General features: G+C 48.9%; 19 protein-coding genes. 3 read left to right on the top strand and 16 right to left on the bottom strand.

Annotated elements, in window-relative coordinates:
* Positions 1-111 precede the first annotated feature (111 nt).
* Positions 112-714, bottom strand: coding sequence for a DNA-J related domain-containing protein (locus tag F459_RS0119060; protein ID WP_020614301.1), 603 nt, complete (start codon positions 712-714; stop codon positions 112-114).
* A 76-nt stretch (positions 715-790) separates the two neighbouring features.
* Between F459_RS0119060 and F459_RS0119055 the strand changes: the two genes are divergently transcribed.
* Genes F459_RS0119055 through F459_RS0119045 form a run of 3 tightly spaced genes read left to right on the top strand, consistent with a single transcriptional unit; the run spans position 791 to position 3,296 of the window.
* Positions 791-1,465: a DUF434 domain-containing protein gene (locus F459_RS0119055; protein ID WP_020614300.1), complete on the top strand. Its 675-nt coding sequence runs from the start codon at positions 791-793 to the stop codon at positions 1,463-1,465.
* Positions 1,466-1,469: 4 nt separating this feature from the next.
* Complete coding sequence (locus tag F459_RS0119050; protein WP_245540231.1) at positions 1,470-2,450, top strand: Gfo/Idh/MocA family protein; 981 nt, start codon at positions 1,470-1,472, stop codon at positions 2,448-2,450.
* Positions 2,451-2,456: 6 nt separating this feature from the next.
* A complete protein-coding gene (locus F459_RS0119045) occupies positions 2,457-3,296 on the top strand; it encodes a hypothetical protein (RefSeq protein WP_020614298.1) in 840 nt (279 codons plus the stop codon).
* On the opposite strand, the gene F459_RS0119040 is transcribed toward F459_RS0119045, so the two are convergent.
* The 15 genes from F459_RS0119040 to recO all read right to left on the bottom strand — a co-directional run bounded on the left by F459_RS0119040 (position 3,280) and on the right by recO (position 16,915).
* Positions 3,280-3,612 carry a hypothetical protein gene (locus tag F459_RS0119040; RefSeq protein WP_013254713.1) on the bottom strand — a complete coding sequence of 111 codons (333 nt, stop codon included), beginning with the start codon at positions 3,610-3,612 and terminating at the stop codon, positions 3,280-3,282. The genes F459_RS0119045 and F459_RS0119040 overlap by 17 nt on opposite strands.
* Positions 3,613-3,667: 55 nt before the next feature.
* A complete protein-coding gene (locus tag F459_RS0119035) occupies positions 3,668-4,237 on the bottom strand; it encodes an LOG family protein (protein WP_020614297.1) in 570 nt (189 codons plus the stop codon).
* A gap of 13 nt (positions 4,238-4,250) precedes the next feature.
* The gene (locus tag F459_RS0119030) at positions 4,251-5,234 is read right to left on the bottom strand and encodes a dihydroorotate dehydrogenase-like protein (protein ID WP_020614296.1); all 984 of its coding nucleotides are present in this window, start codon (positions 5,232-5,234) and stop codon (positions 4,251-4,253) included.
* A 138-nt stretch (positions 5,235-5,372) separates the two neighbouring features.
* Entirely contained in the window at positions 5,373-6,833 is a 1,461-nt protein-coding gene (gcvPB, locus tag F459_RS0119025) for an aminomethyl-transferring glycine dehydrogenase subunit GcvPB (RefSeq protein WP_020614295.1), read from the bottom strand.
* On the bottom strand, positions 6,833-8,176 hold the full coding sequence (gene gcvPA / locus F459_RS0119020) for an aminomethyl-transferring glycine dehydrogenase subunit GcvPA (protein WP_020614294.1): 1,344 nt from the start codon (positions 8,174-8,176) through the stop codon (positions 6,833-6,835). Before gcvPA ends, gcvPB begins: the two co-directional genes overlap by 1 nt.
* Before the next feature lie 7 nt (positions 8,177-8,183).
* Complete coding sequence (gene gcvH, locus F459_RS0119015; RefSeq protein ID WP_020614293.1) at positions 8,184-8,567, bottom strand: glycine cleavage system protein GcvH; 384 nt, start codon at positions 8,565-8,567, stop codon at positions 8,184-8,186.
* A 22-nt stretch (positions 8,568-8,589) separates the two neighbouring features.
* The gene (gene gcvT / locus F459_RS0119010; protein ID WP_020614292.1) at positions 8,590-9,717 is read right to left on the bottom strand and encodes a glycine cleavage system aminomethyltransferase GcvT; all 1,128 of its coding nucleotides are present in this window, start codon (positions 9,715-9,717) and stop codon (positions 8,590-8,592) included.
* Positions 9,718-9,728: 11 nt separating this feature from the next.
* Positions 9,729-10,178, bottom strand: a complete 450-nt coding sequence (locus F459_RS0119005) for an Lrp/AsnC family transcriptional regulator (RefSeq protein ID WP_020614291.1) — start codon at positions 10,176-10,178, stop codon at positions 9,729-9,731.
* A 6-nt stretch (positions 10,179-10,184) separates the two neighbouring features.
* Positions 10,185-11,270: a 3-phosphoserine/phosphohydroxythreonine transaminase gene (serC, locus tag F459_RS0119000; RefSeq protein WP_020614290.1), complete on the bottom strand. Its 1,086-nt coding sequence runs from the start codon at positions 11,268-11,270 to the stop codon at positions 10,185-10,187.
* The gene (locus F459_RS0118995) at positions 11,267-12,154 is read right to left on the bottom strand and encodes an NAD(P)-dependent oxidoreductase (RefSeq protein ID WP_020614289.1); all 888 of its coding nucleotides are present in this window, start codon (positions 12,152-12,154) and stop codon (positions 11,267-11,269) included. The genes serC and F459_RS0118995 overlap by 4 nt, the downstream gene beginning before the upstream one ends.
* Positions 12,155-12,337: 183 nt before the next feature.
* Entirely contained in the window at positions 12,338-12,547 is a 210-nt protein-coding gene (rpsU, locus tag F459_RS0118990) for a 30S ribosomal protein S21 (protein ID WP_026295115.1), read from the bottom strand.
* Positions 12,548-12,578: 31 nt separating this feature from the next.
* Complete coding sequence (locus tag F459_RS0118985; RefSeq protein ID WP_020614288.1) at positions 12,579-13,502, bottom strand: M23 family metallopeptidase; 924 nt, start codon at positions 13,500-13,502, stop codon at positions 12,579-12,581.
* On the bottom strand, positions 13,499-15,619 hold the full coding sequence (gene recJ, locus F459_RS0118980; RefSeq protein ID WP_020614287.1) for a single-stranded-DNA-specific exonuclease RecJ: 2,121 nt from the start codon (positions 15,617-15,619) through the stop codon (positions 13,499-13,501). Before recJ ends, F459_RS0118985 begins: the two co-directional genes overlap by 4 nt.
* Positions 15,600-16,175: an RNA 2',3'-cyclic phosphodiesterase gene (gene thpR, locus F459_RS0118975; RefSeq protein WP_020614286.1), complete on the bottom strand. Its 576-nt coding sequence runs from the start codon at positions 16,173-16,175 to the stop codon at positions 15,600-15,602. The genes recJ and thpR overlap by 20 nt, the downstream gene beginning before the upstream one ends.
* Entirely contained in the window at positions 16,172-16,915 is a 744-nt protein-coding gene (gene recO, locus F459_RS0118970; protein WP_245540230.1) for a DNA repair protein RecO, read from the bottom strand. Before recO ends, thpR begins: the two co-directional genes overlap by 4 nt.
* Between the last annotated feature and the right edge of the window lie 120 nt (positions 16,916-17,035).

Below are 17,035 nucleotides of genomic sequence, written 5' to 3'. Positions count from 1 at the left end.
GAGGTATTTATAATCCTTGTTCTTTTGGGCTGTCCCATGGCTATATCCAGTTAGTTCGTTTTTGTACCAACCTCGTAAAAGTATATGACCTATCTGCTTATCTGTCAAGCATTATAACTCGGAAGATACTTCCAAACGCTCCATTGCCTCGGCTACTTCTCTGAATTTTTGCGCATTTCCGCCGCGGTCGGGATGGTGTTTCATGACTAGACGATGATATTGCTCTTTGATTTCCTGCTTACCGGCCCCGTGGTCAAGTCCGAGTATTTTTAAATCCACATCTCTGTTTTCCCAGGATGCAAAACGCCTGAAAAAATCCTCCAGCATATTCCGAACGTCGCTGCCGCTGACCGTTTCCATGTTTTGAAGATTGAGATAATAGGCTTCCATCGGATCGGCTTTCTCAAGGGCCCCTTGGTTCTCTGTGGTTCGGCATAGCTGAGGGACAAGCCGAATTTCGAGACAGAAAACGGTAAGAGAACCGCTTTTTGTACTGCGTAATCGTTCTTTCAGCCGGTAGAGAAGATGAAAAAGCAGGAAATGCGAGCAAAAAAGAATGCGATCGGGATCTTCACTGCAGAAGAGACCCGGAACCAGCTTATTTCTCAGTTCTTCCCAGCCCAGTTCCTGCATCAGATGGAATTCGTCGATACCGTCGGGAAAGCGGAATAAAACGACACGGATCTTTTCAAGAATCATATCTTCTTCCGCCATGTGTCAATGGTAGTACAGCCGAGGATAAAGCTCAAGCGCATTGAGCTGGATTGTGATACGAGCTATGATATTCGTTATGGAGTTTAGCAAAGCCTTTGCCGATGCGGTCGTCGATTACCGAGGGCTTTTGGATAAGGGATATCCTACGAAAGCTACTTTAAAACTGGTTGGAGATCGTTATAGATTGGCGAAAGCAGAGCGGATGATTCTCTTTCGGGGGGTATTGAGCCGTTCCGTATCGAATTTGATAGCTTCAAAGCTTGTGTACTCTGTTGAGAAGCGTTCGCGACTTGCCGTAGACGGCCATAATGTCTTGCTTACCCTGGTAAATTATCATCGAGGGCTTCCCCTGTTTATCGCCAGCGACGGTTTGCTTCGTGATGCCGGGGCTGCTTTCGGCAGGAGTCGAAGCACTACATATATGGAACACTCTATCTCCCTCTTTATTCAGGGGATCGCCGAACTTGATCCGGAGTATCTGTTGATATGTCTTGACAGGCCTGTCTCTGGTAGCGGAAACTTGGCACAAGCATTACGAAATGCGCTTTCGATTTCCGGAGTGCAGGCAACGGTTGATTTTTTTCCCTCTGCAGACCCAATCGTTCGGGACTTTGTGGGGGATGGCATAGCAAGTTCTGATTCGGCGCTTGTTATGAAAGCCGTGTCACCTACCTTTGATCTTGCTATGTGGCTTTTGGGCTGCCGGTATAAATCGACGTTTCCGGATATCAGAGCGTTGCTTAATGGATGAAGCCATGAAAGAGACAAAACAATGGGCGCTGGTCGGCCTTGGCCGAATCGGTAGCAGCCTTGAGATGGATGAGCAAAGAGAAAAGCCGTGTACCCATGCAGGTGCCATCGTTGCAACGAAGGGGGTCTGTTTGGCAGGTGCTTGCGATACAAATCGTGAGGCGCGAGAGCTATTCTCCAGACAGTGGAAAGAGCTTGATCCTGCTCCGTTACTTTTTTCAGATGCCGAAGCCATGCTGGAGAAACTCCGGCCTGATCTTCTTACCATTGCGACTCCGCCTGATACCCATCTGGCACTTGTCCGGCTTGCTCTTTCGGCAGGTGTTCCCGTTGTTGTTTGTGAAAAGCCCATCGCATGGACATTACATCAGGCCTCAACAATTCGTTCGTTGGCGCGACGATCGAAAAGTAGAATCATTGTAAATCACGAGAGGAGATTTTCCGCCGACTACCGTGTAGTAAAAGATGCAATCGATCAGAAGCTATATGGAAACTTGCTTTCCATACACGGCACGCTCTATTTCGGTCGGAGTGCGCCACACAAGGCCGTGCTTATCCACGACGGAACCCACATGATCGATGCCGTTAATTTCCTCTGTGATGCCCATTTCATACCAAAACGACGGTTGGGCAATCCTAAAAGCAACAAAGGTACGCTTCAGCTATGTGGGTGTGCAGGCGCTGTCGCTGTCTCTCTCGATATCGGTGGAGAACGAGACCATCTTGTATTTCGTCTTGACCTCAATTTTGAAAGGGGGAAGATTGAGATTGGAAACGGGCTCCTTCGCTTTTTTAAAAGCGTGGAGAGCCCGTTTTACTCCGGTTTTCACTCTTTGATGCCCGACATCACTCCCCGTTTTCGAAAGACCGGCTATTTTTCCACTATGGCAGCTACTGCCGCAGCCATGGTGGACCAAAACGGAATGCCATCACCCTCCTCTGCCGAAGACGGATGGGCTGTTTTGCGGGCCATATACAGGATTTGAAAGGGCATGGAACATAGACTTCTTACAAATATTATCTCTGTTCGGGAATTTGAAAAAGCGCTGCGAAAGGGCTTTTTCGGCCAACTTATCGATCTGTTTCGTTTTGGAACAAGTCACCTGATTCCCATGGATCCAGTAACATCGATGCTCGGCTTTTCCTCCCAACGAGCCATCGGGAGAATGATGGTCCCTGTTAAAAAGATTATCGGTTCGGAGGGCCGGGCCTACCAGTTTTCCCGCAGATTTCGTCCGAAATCCACGAGCTTGAAATCGAGATGGATTCGAATTCATCAGGCAATGGAGGAGTATCGGCCCCTGCCTCCCGTTCAATTGTACGAAATCGGTGGATATTATTTCGTCAGAGACGGTAACCACCGTGTGTCGGTGGCTGTGGCCGAGGGCATCCCATCGGTTGAAGCAGAGGTCTACTCCGTGGATTTTCCCGGTTCGCTGGAAGGTGCGAACAACCTGAAGGAAATCGAAGAGCGTATCAGAGTGGTACAGCAAAAGAGTTTTTCCAAAGAAACCGGGTTTTCAACACAAAACAACGACATTTTTGAGACGACATTTCTATTGGGTTATGAAAAACTGTACAGGGCCATTGCGGAATCGGGGTTGAGTGCAGAGAGGTGGTATGAGGAACTCTTCCTTCCGGCAATTCGACTTATGCGGGAGAAAGATATCTGTAAGGCCTTTCCTGGCCGAACTTGTGCCGACATTTTTTTGCTGTTTCACGGGTTTCTGCGGGAAGCGGATGATAAAGATTTGGCAAAACGGGTTTTTATCGAAACGGCAAGAAGACAAAGGAGAAAGCCCCGCTTCTCTCTTTTCATGCCGGGGAAATGAGAAGTCTGGGCCGTGGACTCGAGGGCAGAAGATGCAGCCTGACAGAGCCTGGCGAGCCGATACGTTCGAGAGATCTGCTACTCAACTCAACGGTACCGAGCCTACACTCATTTTTTTGGACTACGATTCCTTCAATTGCTACTGCCGATCCATTATGGAGCATATCGATCGAATCGCCGAGAAAGAGACTAACAGGTGCTTCCGTCATCATGAGGCCAATATCAAAACCATCGTTCGGGTTGATTACAATGTGTTGTTCCGAAATATTAAAATCGGCCAAGACCTTCAAGACACCCGTCTCACGCATATTGTCCATAACTCCTCCGCTGCAATTGATGGTATGAATTTTCCCTAAAAAAGCAAATTTTTCATCACCATTTTTGCACCTCGGAGGGGCGGAAATCTTCAAGAAGAGAAAAAACTTCATTACAACTTTGGGAAACAATAAGTTGCCTACGATGTGCTTCTTTCAGAAACCCTTCGCTTACCGCATGGTCGAGCATTGCCAAAAGCGGGTCATAAAAGCCGCAGATATTCAAAAGCGCTACCGGTTTTTGATGATAGCCCAGTTGCAGCCAGGTAAATACCTCAAGAATCTCCTCCCAGGTACCAATCCCCCCGGGAAGAGCGATAAAAGCATCGGCAAGGGCATACATCCTTGCCTTACGAACATGCATATCCGCCACCACTTCGAGGCGAACCCCCGGCTGAGGGGCAACATGACGGTGTATTGCTTCGGGAATTACACCGATAACCTCGGCAGAACGTGAGAGAGCGGCCCTTGCAACCTGGCCCATCAGTCCAACACTGCTTCCCCCATAGACAAGGGCCAGTCCCCGTTCGGCGACGGCATACCCCAGCTTTTCAGCCCACTGCATATAGATAGGCCTATTTCCTCCGCTGGAGCCGGAGAAGACTGCAACACGCCGCAAGCCATTCATCTGTCTGTAGGATTCAAGCGATGCCCACCAGCGCTTTTATATATTGACTCCGCTCGTAGGCTTCCGGACGATTACTTCGTTCCTGACAAAGCATACCGTTGAAATCGGCAATGGTCCCAAATCCCTTACGCTCCATCCAGTCGCTAAGAAAATCGAGAATTTCCGTAATAGTTCCGGTTCCGTTTTTGATCAGCGAGGAACAGAGCTGGACGGTTTTTGCACCGGCCAAAAGCTGTTTGACAGCTGCGGCTCCATCGTAGATTCCCGTAGAGGCCGAAAGATCGCTTTCGACCTCACCACTCATGAGGGCGATCCATTGAAGTACCATACCCATCTCTTCGGGAACGCTCAAAACAGGGCCCGCAGAAAGCTTCAGCTTCTCGATGTCAAGATCGGGGCGGTAGAATCGATTAAAGAGGGTTATACCGGATGCTCCTTCCTTGGAAAGTTCTGAGATAGTCTTTGCCATGCCGCTGAAATGGGGACCGAGCTTGACCGAAAGAGGAATCGAAACCTGTTTTTTCACCTTTTTAAGAATCGAGAAATATTCCTTCTCAATTTCGCTACCGTCGGTTCCCGCATCGGAGGGGATGATAAAGATATTAAGTTCAAGGGCATCGGCTCCGACTGCCTCAAAACGCTGGGCATATTCCGTCCAGTTTCCGGCGGAAACACAGTTGACACTGGCAATAACCGGTATGGAAAGCTTCTCTTTCGCTTTTTCCACCAAATCGAGGTATTCATTTAAGTAATAGTCTCTGCTGCTATCTCGCAAGAAATCATATGCATCGGCGTGGGCATCAAAATCGAGACCACCAATCATCCTTGAAGCATCATGGGAGATCTGTTCTTCAAAGAGACTCTTCAGCACAACAGCCCCTGCACCTGCTGCCTCGCATTTCTCCAACCCACGCAGATTGGCGGTCAAGGGAGAACTGGAAACCATTATGGGATTTTTCATCGGGATATTCATATAGGTGGTCGAAAGATCAGCCATGTATTCCTCCTCGCTCACTCATGTTTTTTAACGTATTTGACGCGTCGATCATTGTATACACTCAGCCCTCTTTGAGCAAGCGACTCTTTTTGTAAGGAGGACAAGATGATACTACTATACATGAAGACAGCGACCGGATTATTCCGGCCGCCAGGCTACAATAGGATGTTTTGCCGCCTGTACTTCATCGACTCTCCGTACCGGTGTCTGGTGAGGAGCATCATGGAGCTTTTGAGGATCGACAGCCGCCTGTTTGGCTATCGACTCCATGACCTCAACGAAGCGATCCAAGGTCTCTTTTGATTCGCTTTCCGTCGGCTCAATCATCAGTGCTTCAGGAACGATGAGGGGAAAGTAGATTGTTGGGGGATGAATTCCCGCATCGAGAAGGGCCTTGGCAACATCCAGGGCGGAAATACCGAACTCTTCCTTTATGTTCTTGGCGCTTAGGACGAATTCGTGCTTGCAGATCCCCTCGAAGGGAATGGAAAAACTCGTTTTCAGACGTGAGCGGAGATAATTGGCATTAAGAACAGCCATCTCGCTGGCAGCGGTAAGCCCATCCGAACCCATGGCAAGCAGAAAAGCGTAGGCCCGTGTCAAGACCCCGATGTTGCCGTAGAAGCCGCTGATTCTTCCTATCGACTCGGGATGAGCAAAACAGAAATCGTAGGCCTCTCCCTGTTTCTCCACATCTGGAACCGGCAAAAACTTTACTAGGCGCTTTGAGACCAGAACCGGTCCAGCTCCCGGCCCTCCGCCGCCATGGGGGGTGGAAAAGGTTTTATGGAGATTCATATGGATAACATCGAAGCCCATATCCCCGGGGCGCACCTTCCCCATGATGGCGTTCAGGTTCGCACCGTCGTAGTAAAGCAGGCCGCCGGCATCATGGACCAACGTTGCAATGGTTTCGATATCTTTTTCGAAAAGCCCAAGGGTATTGGGATTCGTCAGCATGATTCCCGCAAGGTTTTCATCAAGGTGCTTTTTCAGGTCTTCGATGGAAACAAGACCTCGGTGATCAGCTTCGATCTCCTGGACCTCAAAGCCGGATATATGGGCGGATGCGGGATTCGTTCCATGAGCGCTGGTCGGAACAAGAATTTTTCGCCGGTCGTGCTCTCCCCTGCTTTTAAAATAGGCCTTGAAGAGTTTCATTCCGGTAAACTCCCCATGTGCACCAGCGAAGGGCTGGAGCGTGCCCCATTGCATTCCGGTAAGCTCGCACAAGCCTTTGGTAAGCTTGTACATGAGTTCGAGGATACCTTGTACATCTTCGCTCGGCTGGAGGGGATGTAAGGAGGTAAATCCGGAAAGAGCGGCAATATCCTCATTTACCTTGGGATTGTACTTCATGGTACAGCTTCCCAGGGGATAGAACCCTGCATCAACACCAAAACTACGGGATGCCAGTTCGGTGAAATGTCGAACGACATCCACTTCACTCACTTCCGGCAGGCATGTCTCACTATTGCGTCGATAGTTCTCTGGTATGAGATTATCGATAGGCTTTGTTTCCATATCGTTTTCGGGAAAGAGGAAGCCACGCCGCCCGGCTACCGATCGTTCAAAAATCAACTGTGTTTCCCCGTCCATTACAACACCTCCCGGGCAATATCAACATAGCGGTCCATTTCTTGCTTTGTCCGCTTCTCGGTGACGGCAATGGTCACAAGCCCCTGATACCGTTCATCAAGATTTTCAACCCGGACACCTCCGTAGATTCCTCCCGATCGAAGAGCCTTGATCAGATCGTCCGTTTTACTGCCAATATTCAAGGTAAATTCGTTGAAAAAGGGCTCGGCGGAGAGGGCTTCGGCTCCAAGCTCTTTTACAAGTCGATCGTGCAGGTAATGAGCCTTTTGCAGACAGAGATTCCCAGCCTCTTTAAGGCCCTGCTTGCCGATAAGCGACAGGTAGATGGTTGTTCCGAGGGCAGCGAGGGCCTGGTTCGAACAAATATTACTTGTCGCCCGTTCCCGTTTTATATGCTGTTCCCGAGCCTGAAGGGTCAGAACAAAGGCCCTCTTTCCCTCCGCGTCCGTCGTCTGTCCGACGATTCTACCCGGCAGTTTTCGCATAAGCTTTTCCCGTGTTGCTATATAGCCGACGGAAGGGCCTCCGAAATAGGAGGGAAGACCGAAAGGCTGGGTATCACCAACGGCTATGTCCGCATTCCATTCTGCTTGGGAACGTGCAATACCGAGGCTCATGGGATTCGAAGAGACGATAAGCTTGCTCTTATTATCGTGTACCGCATCGGCAAGGCCTGTGAGATCCTCCAGATAGCCGAAAATGTTCGGTGTCTGAACCAGAACCGCTGCCACTTCGGACTTCAGCGCATCCCTGATCGCGGCAAAATTGCTTTGCCCCTTTTCTGCCGGCACTTCGACGATATTTATGCCAAGATCACCAAAATAGGTTCGAAGGACAGCCTTGGTAGAGGGATGTACCGTTTCGGATACCAGAATGGTATCGCTGTTTCTGGAGGAATTGACCGCCATAGCCGCCGCTTCGACCGCTGCCGTGGCGCCATCGTAAAGTGAGGCATTTGCGACATCCATGCCGGTAATCGAACAGATCATCGACTGGAACTCGAAAATTGCCTGCAGGACACCCTGGCTGATTTCGGCTTGATAGGGAGTATAGCTGGTATAGAACATGGGAAGGCCCATGATCCGCCCGACAACGGAAGGAAGAATATGGTCGTACGAACCACAACCGAGAAAGGATATCGCTGACCGGTTTTTTTCTGCCAGATGAGAAAGCTCCTGGTAGACTTCCCATTCTGTTTTTGTTTTGGGGAGATTAAGCTCTTTCTGGAGTAAAACTGAAGGTGCAATATCAGAAAAGAGATCATCGATGCTCGAGACCCCGATGGTTTCGAGCATCGATTTGATCTCATCCTCGGTCTGGGGAAGATAAGGATGTTGGATCATTTTGAGTTTATTCCTCCTCTTTGAGGAATGCCTCGTATGCGGCGGCGTCCATGAGATCGTCGAGCTCAGAAGCGTCGCTCAGCTCAAGGGCGAAAATGAAGGTATCGTAGGGGGCTTCGTTAATGGTTTCAGGAGCATCCTCAAGTGCATCATTGACCTCTGTTATCTTGCCGGACACCGGAGCATATACAGGGGCTGCAGCCTTTACCGATTCGATGTTGACGACTTCGTCACCTTTCGAAACCTCGTCATCAAGCTCGGGGAGTTCCACAAATACGATATCACCGAGTTCTTCCTGGGCATGATCGCTGATTCCCACATAAGCAACCTCGCCCTTTACCTTCACCCATTCATGATTTTCAGTATATTTCAGTGATTTGTCTACGCTCATTGCCATACCTCCTTTGGCTCTATTATTTCTTACCAGTATTCTTATAAAATGGTGTTTTGGCCAGTCTAGCACGCTTCTTTTTCTTGCCGATTTCAATTTCGATTTCATCGCCTATCTCAAGGCCGATTCCCCGTTCGATGAGTACAAGGCCGAGGAAAGAGTCGAGCATGGGACTTTTGGTCCCGCTTGTTACATAACCGATCTCACGATCGCCGAGGAAAACCTTGTATCCCTCTCTGGGGACTCCTTTATCGACCATTTCACAGCCTCTCAGACTGCGGGGAATTCCCTTTTCCTTCTGTTTCAGCAAAGCGGACTTTCCGCAAAAATCTGAATGCTTATCGAATTTTACGAAGAAAGAAAGATTCGCTTCAAGCGGAGAGATAGTATCGGAGAGTTCATGGCCGTACAACGGAAGTTTTGCCTCGAATCGCAGGGTATCCCTGGCCCCAAGTCCACAGGGAAGAACACCCCGTTCCTTTGTTTTATCCAAAATAAAGGTCCAAATATCCGCTGCATCGTCAGCATTACAGTAGATCTCGAAGCCATCCTCACCGGTGTAGCCAGTCCGGCTTATAATACAGGACTTACCGGCGACAGGAATATCGGTTCGAAAACGGAAAAAGGTAATCTCATCCACGACCGGACCAAACAATTCCGTGAAATAATCATTGGCCTTCGGTCCTTGAAACGCAATTTGGGCATAGCGATCGGACTGGTTACTCACCTTAGGCTTATCGCTTTCACGCTGCATCCAGGGATTCGCCGAGCTGATCCAGACAAAGTCTTTTTCTACATTGGCGGCATTCGCGACGATGAGAATTTTCTCGGCGGAAAGACGGTAGATCATGAGGTCGTCCACGACTCCTCCGTCAGGCCGGCACATGAGAGCATAAAGGCATTTCCCGTCGTTCATCTTCGAAATATCATTGGTAACAAGATAATCGACAAATTCGACGGCCCGAGGGCCCTCCACCATGATTTCTCCCATGTGTGATACATCAAAGAGACCTGCATTCTTTCGTACGGCCATATGTTCGGCTATGATACCGGTTTCAAACTGAACAGGAAGTTCCCATCCCCCGAAGTCTATCAATTTTACTCCGTCGTACTGTTTATAGACGTCGTAGAGGGGCGTTCGTTTCAACATCGTATAACCTCCTAGATAATATAGGGAACCCGAAGGTTGTACCCCTGATAGACGACAAAGGTTTCGACCTCTTGAATTTCATCTACTTTGGACAACTCCTCGGTGAAAAACTCAAGCAGTCCAAACCCTTCGTTTTCATCCAGCAAGACCTGGACAATAAGATCGTAACGACCGGTGACAACACTGACGGATACCGATCCTCTTAGATTGCTGAATTCTTTTCCTTTTCTAACCAACTCGGTGGTCGAAAGCTTCACTCCGCAAATGATCAGTCGATGACCGGGCAGAGATTCCGGGTCCACAAGACCCGAAATCTCCAGAATTCCTTCCTCAATCAACTTATTGACCCTGGAACGAACCGTATTTTCCGTAATGGAAAGCTCATCGGCTATAGCTGAAAAACTCTTTCGGCCGTCGCGAAGATGCTTGATGATTGCTATGTTCGTTTCGTCGATCTTCATGACAACTCAGCCGTTTTTGCGCTGAAACTCCTTCATAAATTGTACGAGGGTGGAAACCGCATCTTCGGGAAGGCTATTGTAGATTGATGCACGGCACCCCCCCACACTTCTATGTCCCTTGAGGCCAAGCATTCCAGCCTCATCACTCTCTTTCAGAAATTTTGCTTCAAGCTCTTCGTTCGGCAGTCTGAAAACCACATTCATTGTCGAGCGATACCGCTCGTCCACTGGGCAGCGGTAGAAGCCATTGCTTTCGGCCATGGTATCGTAAAGCAGTGCCGATTTCTTTTCGGCCCGCTTTGCCATTGCTTCTGCACCGCCTGACTTTTTTATCCACTCAAGCACAAGCTTGATTCCCCAGATACTGAAGACGGGGGGGGTATTGTAGAGAGCGTTGCTCTTGGTGTGGGGCGTGTAGTTGAGATATGCAGTAAGATGATCGCCACATCGCTCAAGCATGTCATTGCGGATGATTGCAATGGTAGCTCCGGCCGGCCCGAGGTTTTTCTGGGCTCCCGCGTAGATCATGGCGAATTTATCAACAGGTACAGGGCGGCTGAGAATATCACTGGACATATCGGCGATCAGTGGTACATCTCCGGTTTCTGGCCACTGTTTCCACTCAAGTCCCCCGATGGTCTCATTACTGGTGAGATGAAGATAGGCGGAATTCGCGGAAGGCTTAACAGAGGAGGCCTCGGGAAGCGTTGTATAGTTCTTATCTTTCCCGTCGAAAACGGCATGTACCTTCCCTATCTTTTCCGCATCGGTATAGGCCTTTTTCGCCCAGGTACCGGTCAGGGTATAATCACCAACCTTACCGTCGACGAGGAAGTTCATCGGAACCATACTGAATTGAAGAGTTGCACCGCCTCCAAGAAAGATGACGCTATAGTCGTCGGAAATCCCCATAAGTTCTTTTATTAAAGCAATGGCTTCGTTGTGGATCTTGTCGTAGACCTTCCCACGATGGGAGGCTTCGATCAGTGAGAAACCATTACCTTGATAGTCGACGATATTTGCCTGCATCTCTTCGAGCACTTCCATTGGCAACACGGAAGGTCCGGCATAAAAATTAAGTTTTCGGCTCACAGTTTTCCTCCATCAATAAGTTCCTTGATCGTTGCATATGCCTCATCCCCAATTCGCAGGAGATTTTCTTTGCTGCTGGCCCCAATGTGAGGCGTAAGGACTACATTCGGCGCCTTCAGTATCGGATAATCATCTGCAGGCGGATCCGAAGGATAGACATCGGTGGCATAGGCTCTTACCTTACCGTCCTCCAGGGCCTTCACCATGTCGTCGGCCTTAACACAGGGACCTCGTCCTGTGTTGATAACCACGGGATTCTTGCCACAGACCGCAAAGATTTTGCTGTTCAGCATTCCTTCGGTTTCGGGGGTCAAAGGAAGATGAAGAGAGATGTAATCGGCATCCCGTACAGCTTCTTCCAAAGAGGATTTCATCTCTGCATGGGGGCTGGAAGAGACAAACTTGTCGTAGGCAACTACCTTCATGCCGAAGGCTGCAGCGCGTTTTGCAACCTCGGTAGCAATGTTGCCGATACCGACGAGACAAAGGGTCTTACCAAAAAGCTCTGTCCTTTTCAGCTCTTTTTTCAGCCATTTCCCTTCTCGCATACCGTTATGTGCCTCAATAATCCTGTTGGGAATCTGGATCATGAGAGCAAAGGCAAGTTCCGCAACAGCAATGGAACTGGCTTTGGGGGTATTGCGGACAATAATTCCCTTGCTTTCCGCGTAGGTTTTATCGATGTTATCGATTCCTACGCCACCTCGGATAATGAGCTTTAGATTTTTTGCTTGATCGATCCATTCGGCGGTACATTTCGTTTTGCTTCTGACAAGCACGATGTCCGCTTCCGCAAGCCGACTTTTGTCGTCGGTAACCTCTCCAAAACTTGAAAGTTTTTCAGGGAGGGCCGCGTCAAAAGCATCGGAGATTAATATCAGCATGGATGCCTCCTGTCGCTATTTATACGGAAAAAGACTATCTTATTTTTAGGTTAATGTCAAATAAATATTACTTATTTTATGTTTTCGGTAATTATTTTTCCTAATTTAAGGGGTGGCTAATTATTATACTATTCAGTGATCATAAAAAAACGGTCGAATCAGTACGATCCGACCGTCTGCCAATCAATAGTTCTTCATTGACTGAATTTTCCGAAGCTTCTTCATTTGTTTCCGCTCCAGAGCTTTTTTCTTGCGGTTATTGATGGTAGAAGGTTTCTCGTAGTACTCCCGCTTCTTCCACTCCCGAATAATACCCTCTTTTTCCACCATTCGTTTGAAACGTTTGATTGCTTTTTCCAGAGGTTCGCTATCGTCTACTCGAACAAAGGCTATGTGAATCACCCCCTTCTTTCCAAAACTCTTATTATTGTATCGGCGATGAAGAAGCCATGTCAAGAGGAGTAGCCAGCAGGCCGAGAGGATCAATGGGGATGCCTGCGACCCTAATTTCCCAGTGGAGATGGGGACCTGTGGCAAGACCCGTCATTCCCACGACTCCGATGTGGGTATCGGCATCGACCTTGCTCCCCTCCTCGATATCGATTCTGTCCAAGTGGAAAAAGGCGCCGTATACGCCCGGGCCATATTCAATAACCACCGTATTGCCGGTAACGATTCGGGGGCCTGTAAAAACAACAGTACCCTCGCCTCCTGCGGATACCGGCGTTCCCACAGGAGCCGCAATATCAACCCCAGAATGTATCGACAGGGCACTGGTGCCGTCGGAGTAGCAATATCTCCTTCGATCTCCGTACCAGGCGGAAAAGCGCCCCCCCGTTACCGGCAGTTGCAATCTAAGTGTCTCGTCAAAAGGTCTCCGATGAAAGGTGTTATAAATCGCATGGATGGCTATTGCCTCTTCTACTTTTTGAGGATCATCATCGCTTCGTAAATCGCTCATCTTCTGGTTTAGTGGTATATCCTCTTTCAGAAAGCTTCCCATCTTAACTGAGAGTTCTTGCTGCCAAAGAAGAGTTTTCCCGGAATAAAGCATGAGGAGAAAACTACCGCTTTGAAGGGTGGAAGGAAGGCCCAGTAATGCAATTTCTTCCTCCATCCCTTCTTTTTGCACATGCTTGGCTGGGAAGGTATTGGACGAGATGATCTGCTTGCCTGCCATGTCACAAAGAGCAACGGTAAGCCCATTTTCGCTTTGGGTGTAGATGCTTAGGCTTACGAGGGTCCCGGCGACAGCTTTTTCCGGTGCATCGACCCAAAGCGTTTGCTCTGCAGCCATCATCATGATCGGTAACAAAAAGAGGTTGAAAATCATCATGTAGCGTTTCATATGGCTGCTTGTCTCACATCGAGAATGGTAAGCTGCGGTTGTTCCCTGTTCTGAAAATAATTCCGGCCTAAACGGAATAGAATATCAACCTGGTCTCCCTGCTGGAAGTCGACACCGACGCGATCGGCGGAACGCCAAAATACGGCAGGCCACTTGAAACTTCCGGAATCAACCAGAAGTTTTAGATGAATAGGATCCGGCTTTCCTATAAGAGAAATCTCGGCGAGTCTGACCCGTTTTGCCATGAAAACAAGGGGGGGACTCTTTTCTCCATAGGGTTCGAATCGTTCGACAATGTCACAAAGTTCCGGTTTCATGTACGAAGGAGGAAGTTCCGCATCAATTTGAATGGCTTCTTCTTCGTTTTGAGGAACCTCCATCCTTTCCACCATCTCGGTGAAGCGTTGCAGAAATGAGGGAAAGTTTTCAAATGTAAGGCTGAAGCCCGCGGCAAGATCATGTCCGCCGAAATCGAGAAGAAGATCAGAAAAGGATTCGAGAAAGGTTTTGGCATTTATTCCCTTCACACTTCTGATGGAACCGACAAGGTGGGTATCAAGGTGGGCGATAACCGCTGAGGGGACGCCAAAGCTTTGCACAAGTCGTGAAGCAAGGATACCGGTGATACCTCGGTGGAAGCTCTTGTCTTCCACGAGAATAAAGCGTTCGCCATACTGGGTAAGACTCTTTTTTGCCAAGGGAACGACTGTTTTCCAAGCAGTTTCTCCAAGCTTCTTTCTCTTCCGGTTGAGAGATACCACCTCATCGGCAAGGGCCGCCCGTTTCATGGCATCGGTCTCCAGCAGAAGATCCGCCGCTTTTTCCGGAACACCTAGTCTTCCCGTGGCATTAATGATCGGGCTGATCTGCCAACCTACATCGGTAGTGGAAAGACGCTTGCCAAGAAGATTCTGGCGCACCAGGAGCTCCTGAACCCCTCCCCTCCGGGCTTCCGAAAGGAGTTTCATTCCCCGCTTAACGAGAATCCTATTTTCATCTTCAAGAGGCATCATATCGGCAAGGGTCCCAAGCGCAACAAGGTCCAAAATCGATTCATAGGCCCCGGAAAGATATTCATACCGCTTCATTATCCAGGCGTTAAAAATGGAGAGAAAGGTATCTATTTCTCCCTTCTTTTCCCCTTCGTAGCGGTTGCTTCTGCTCCTTTCCCGTAGTCGAAGAAGACTTTCACCCTTTGTTTTTGGGAAACTTTTCCATATTTCGGGAGCAACATCGACAACCCCGATATCGACATTCGGACCGAAAAGTTTCTTCATCAGGGCGATCTGACTCTGTTCGTCGTAGACCAAAATCTGCTTGCCAACCAGAAAATCCGCCAGCCTGGTTTGATCGAAGCGGACTATGTTGGGTACCAAGTTTTCCACAATCCTATCCTGTTCAACCAGATTTTCCAGTTTTACCGCTTCGAAAATGACCGTTTCGTTACCTGGTCGAACATTGAGCAGGACAATTTCTTCTTTATAAAAATCGGTCTTGGCGAATTCGAGAGCCCAGATAACCTTGGAGACCACGCCGACGGCCGCGAGCCCTGAAAAGGGATAACCGCAATCGGCTATTTTGGGGTTGATAATGGCAAGGGCGCAGGGTAACTCTTCCGAAGGGTTGTGATGGTCGATTATCAGGGTATCTATCCCCTTTTCCCTTGCATATGCGATTTCACGATAGTTGGAGATACCACAGTCGACGGTAATAAGCAGAGTTTCTTCATTACGTTCCATGAGATCAATAATCTCCATGGTCAGACCGTAGGGATCATCTCCCTTTGGTAAAGACCATGAAACCTCCAGGCCCATCCCCTCAAGCTGCTGCTTCATAAGAACGGTGCTGGTAATACCGTCGACATCTCTGTCTCCAAATATCCTCAATTTTTCACCTTCGTCGAGGGCGATAAAAAGACGATCAACCACCTCTGTCATCTCATCGAAAAGAAAGGGATTATGCGTAAAAGAAAGTTCTTCCTCAATGTGAAACTTTACATCATCAGGTGAAAGAACCCCTCTCCTGGCCATAATTGAAGCAATCAAAAGATCAATTCCGTATCGCCGGGAAAGATCACGAACCACTTCGGGATCAATATCACTTTTCTTCCAAATCATCCTGCCTCCCCAAGGATAATGAACCAAAATTACTGTAGCATGCCCCCTCCGAACGGAGTTGTGAGCGATAGAGGACGATACGATCGACAACACTGCCGCCTTTTATCGAGGCGCCCAGTCTAAACAAGCTTTCTCTCTCTATACTTCTTTCGCCGCCTTTTCCCTTGACCCTTGCCACCGTAATATGGGGAAAAAACCGTCCTCCGCGCTTTTCCTTCCAAAGGGTATGGTTGATCACCCCATGCAGACGACGAACCTCATCGCTCCCCTCCTGTACGGGAAGATGGAGTACTCGCGGGGAACCTCCGCCCGGAAATGTCCCTATTCCTCTCCAAGTTATAGAAAAGGGATGTGCGGCGTGATCTATGCGAAAAAAACGCTCCCGTAAGGAATACGCTTCATCATCGCCGCATTCTCCAACAAACACCAAGGTTATGTGGAGATTTTGCGATGCTATCCATTTGAAAGTCGGATATTGCCGACGTAACGGAATAAGCCCCCGCATGATTTCTTCCCGCGCATGTTCGGCAAGCGGAAGTGCAAAAAAGAGTCTCACAGCAACTCCGCAGTTTTGAGAGGTTGATCAAGTGCCTCTCCTAAAACCCTACGGAGGATCGTTGTCAACTGATGCTCCGTAGGGAGATCGGTATCGACCCTTACCGCTTTCTCAAAGGAAAGCGCCTCCGTAAAACGGAGATACCGCACTCCACCCGGTCCAAGAGGCAGATCGGAGGATCCCTTACAATGGTCGCATAAAAACCCTCTGGCAAGGGTATCGAGAAAGACCCCTTCGCCTTCCGTCGCAACATGTCCGCAGGATGCACACTCTTCCACATCACTTCTCACACCGAGGAGTCCAAGAAATCTCCAGCCAAACTGAATGAAGACGTGCCATCGATCCTTACTTTGCATGGTATCGAGCCGAGTTAAGGCCTCAAGCAAGAGGGGAAACAGCAATGAACTCTCTCCTCCCGCTCCAAAACTTGCCAGAATAAGCTCGGCCCAATAACAGGCAATATAAAACCGTGAAAGATCGCCGCGAATTGCTTCAAAGATCGAATAGCTCTCGATATCGTTAATTTTTGTCCGACCTCTGACAGGATCCCTGTAACAGTAGAAATGCCCCCAGGTAAAGGGATCGGTGCTTCCGCCAAGCTTTCCCTTTCCCTTGTAGGCGCCATAGGCAACTGCATCCACCAAACCATTTTCGGAAGAGAGAAAGGTGACTCCTTTATGGATATCTCCAAATCGGAACGTCCTCAGTACAATGGCGTCGGTCTGAAAGGTTCGACTCATCGACTTATCATACGGGATCGAAAGCTTCATGTACAGACTTTACTTGCTATAGCTCTTTTTTATGATTACATTTTTACTGCCCGGACGCCGACTGCGGTGTCGTAACCGGTAGTATACGAA

Origin of the sequence: Sediminispirochaeta bajacaliforniensis DSM 16054, from assembly GCF_000378205.1 — a bacterium.
GTDB classification, from domain to species: Bacteria; Spirochaetota; Spirochaetia; order DSM-16054; family Sediminispirochaetaceae; genus Sediminispirochaeta; species Sediminispirochaeta bajacaliforniensis.
Note: the sequence above shows the minus strand (reverse complement) of the source record. Positions and strands in the feature narration are given on the sequence as shown.

What these genes read in the sequence shown, in the direction of transcription:
- F459_RS0119055 (WP_020614300.1), top strand. Translation starts at nt 791, where the DNA reads ATGGAGTTTAGCAAAGCCTTTGCCGATGCGGTCGTCGATTACCGAGGG.
- F459_RS0119050 (WP_245540231.1), top strand. Translation starts at nt 1,470, where the DNA reads ATGAAAGAGACAAAACAATGGGCGCTGGTCGGCCTTGGCCGAATCGGT.
- gcvPB (WP_020614295.1), bottom strand. Translation starts at nt 6,833, where the DNA reads ATGGACGGGGAAACACAGTTGATTTTTGAACGATCGGTAGCCGGGCGG.
- F459_RS0119005 (WP_020614291.1), bottom strand. Translation starts at nt 10,178, where the DNA reads ATGAAGATCGACGAAACGAACATAGCAATCATCAAGCATCTTCGCGAC.
- gcvT (WP_020614292.1), bottom strand. Translation starts at nt 9,717, where the DNA reads ATGTTGAAACGAACGCCCCTCTACGACGTCTATAAACAGTACGACGGA.
- F459_RS0119040 (WP_013254713.1), bottom strand. Translation starts at nt 3,612, where the DNA reads ATGGACAATATGCGTGAGACGGGTGTCTTGAAGGTCTTGGCCGATTTT.
- F459_RS0118995 (WP_020614289.1), bottom strand. Translation starts at nt 12,154, where the DNA reads ATGCTGATATTAATCTCCGATGCTTTTGACGCGGCCCTCCCTGAAAAA.
- F459_RS0119045 (WP_020614298.1), top strand. Translation starts at nt 2,457, where the DNA reads ATGGAACATAGACTTCTTACAAATATTATCTCTGTTCGGGAATTTGAA.
- gcvH (WP_020614293.1), bottom strand. Translation starts at nt 8,567, where the DNA reads ATGAGCGTAGACAAATCACTGAAATATACTGAAAATCATGAATGGGTG.
- F459_RS0118985 (WP_020614288.1), bottom strand. Translation starts at nt 13,502, where the DNA reads ATGAAACGCTACATGATGATTTTCAACCTCTTTTTGTTACCGATCATG.
- recJ (WP_020614287.1), bottom strand. Translation starts at nt 15,619, where the DNA reads ATGATTTGGAAGAAAAGTGATATTGATCCCGAAGTGGTTCGTGATCTT.
- F459_RS0119030 (WP_020614296.1), bottom strand. Translation starts at nt 5,234, where the DNA reads ATGGCTGATCTTTCGACCACCTATATGAATATCCCGATGAAAAATCCC.
- F459_RS0119035 (WP_020614297.1), bottom strand. Translation starts at nt 4,237, where the DNA reads ATGAATGGCTTGCGGCGTGTTGCAGTCTTCTCCGGCTCCAGCGGAGGA.
- gcvPA (WP_020614294.1), bottom strand. Translation starts at nt 8,176, where the DNA reads ATGATCCAACATCCTTATCTTCCCCAGACCGAGGATGAGATCAAATCG.
- recO (WP_245540230.1), bottom strand. Translation starts at nt 16,915, where the DNA reads ATGAGTCGAACCTTTCAGACCGACGCCATTGTACTGAGGACGTTCCGA.
- F459_RS0119060 (WP_020614301.1), bottom strand. Translation starts at nt 714, where the DNA reads ATGGCGGAAGAAGATATGATTCTTGAAAAGATCCGTGTCGTTTTATTC.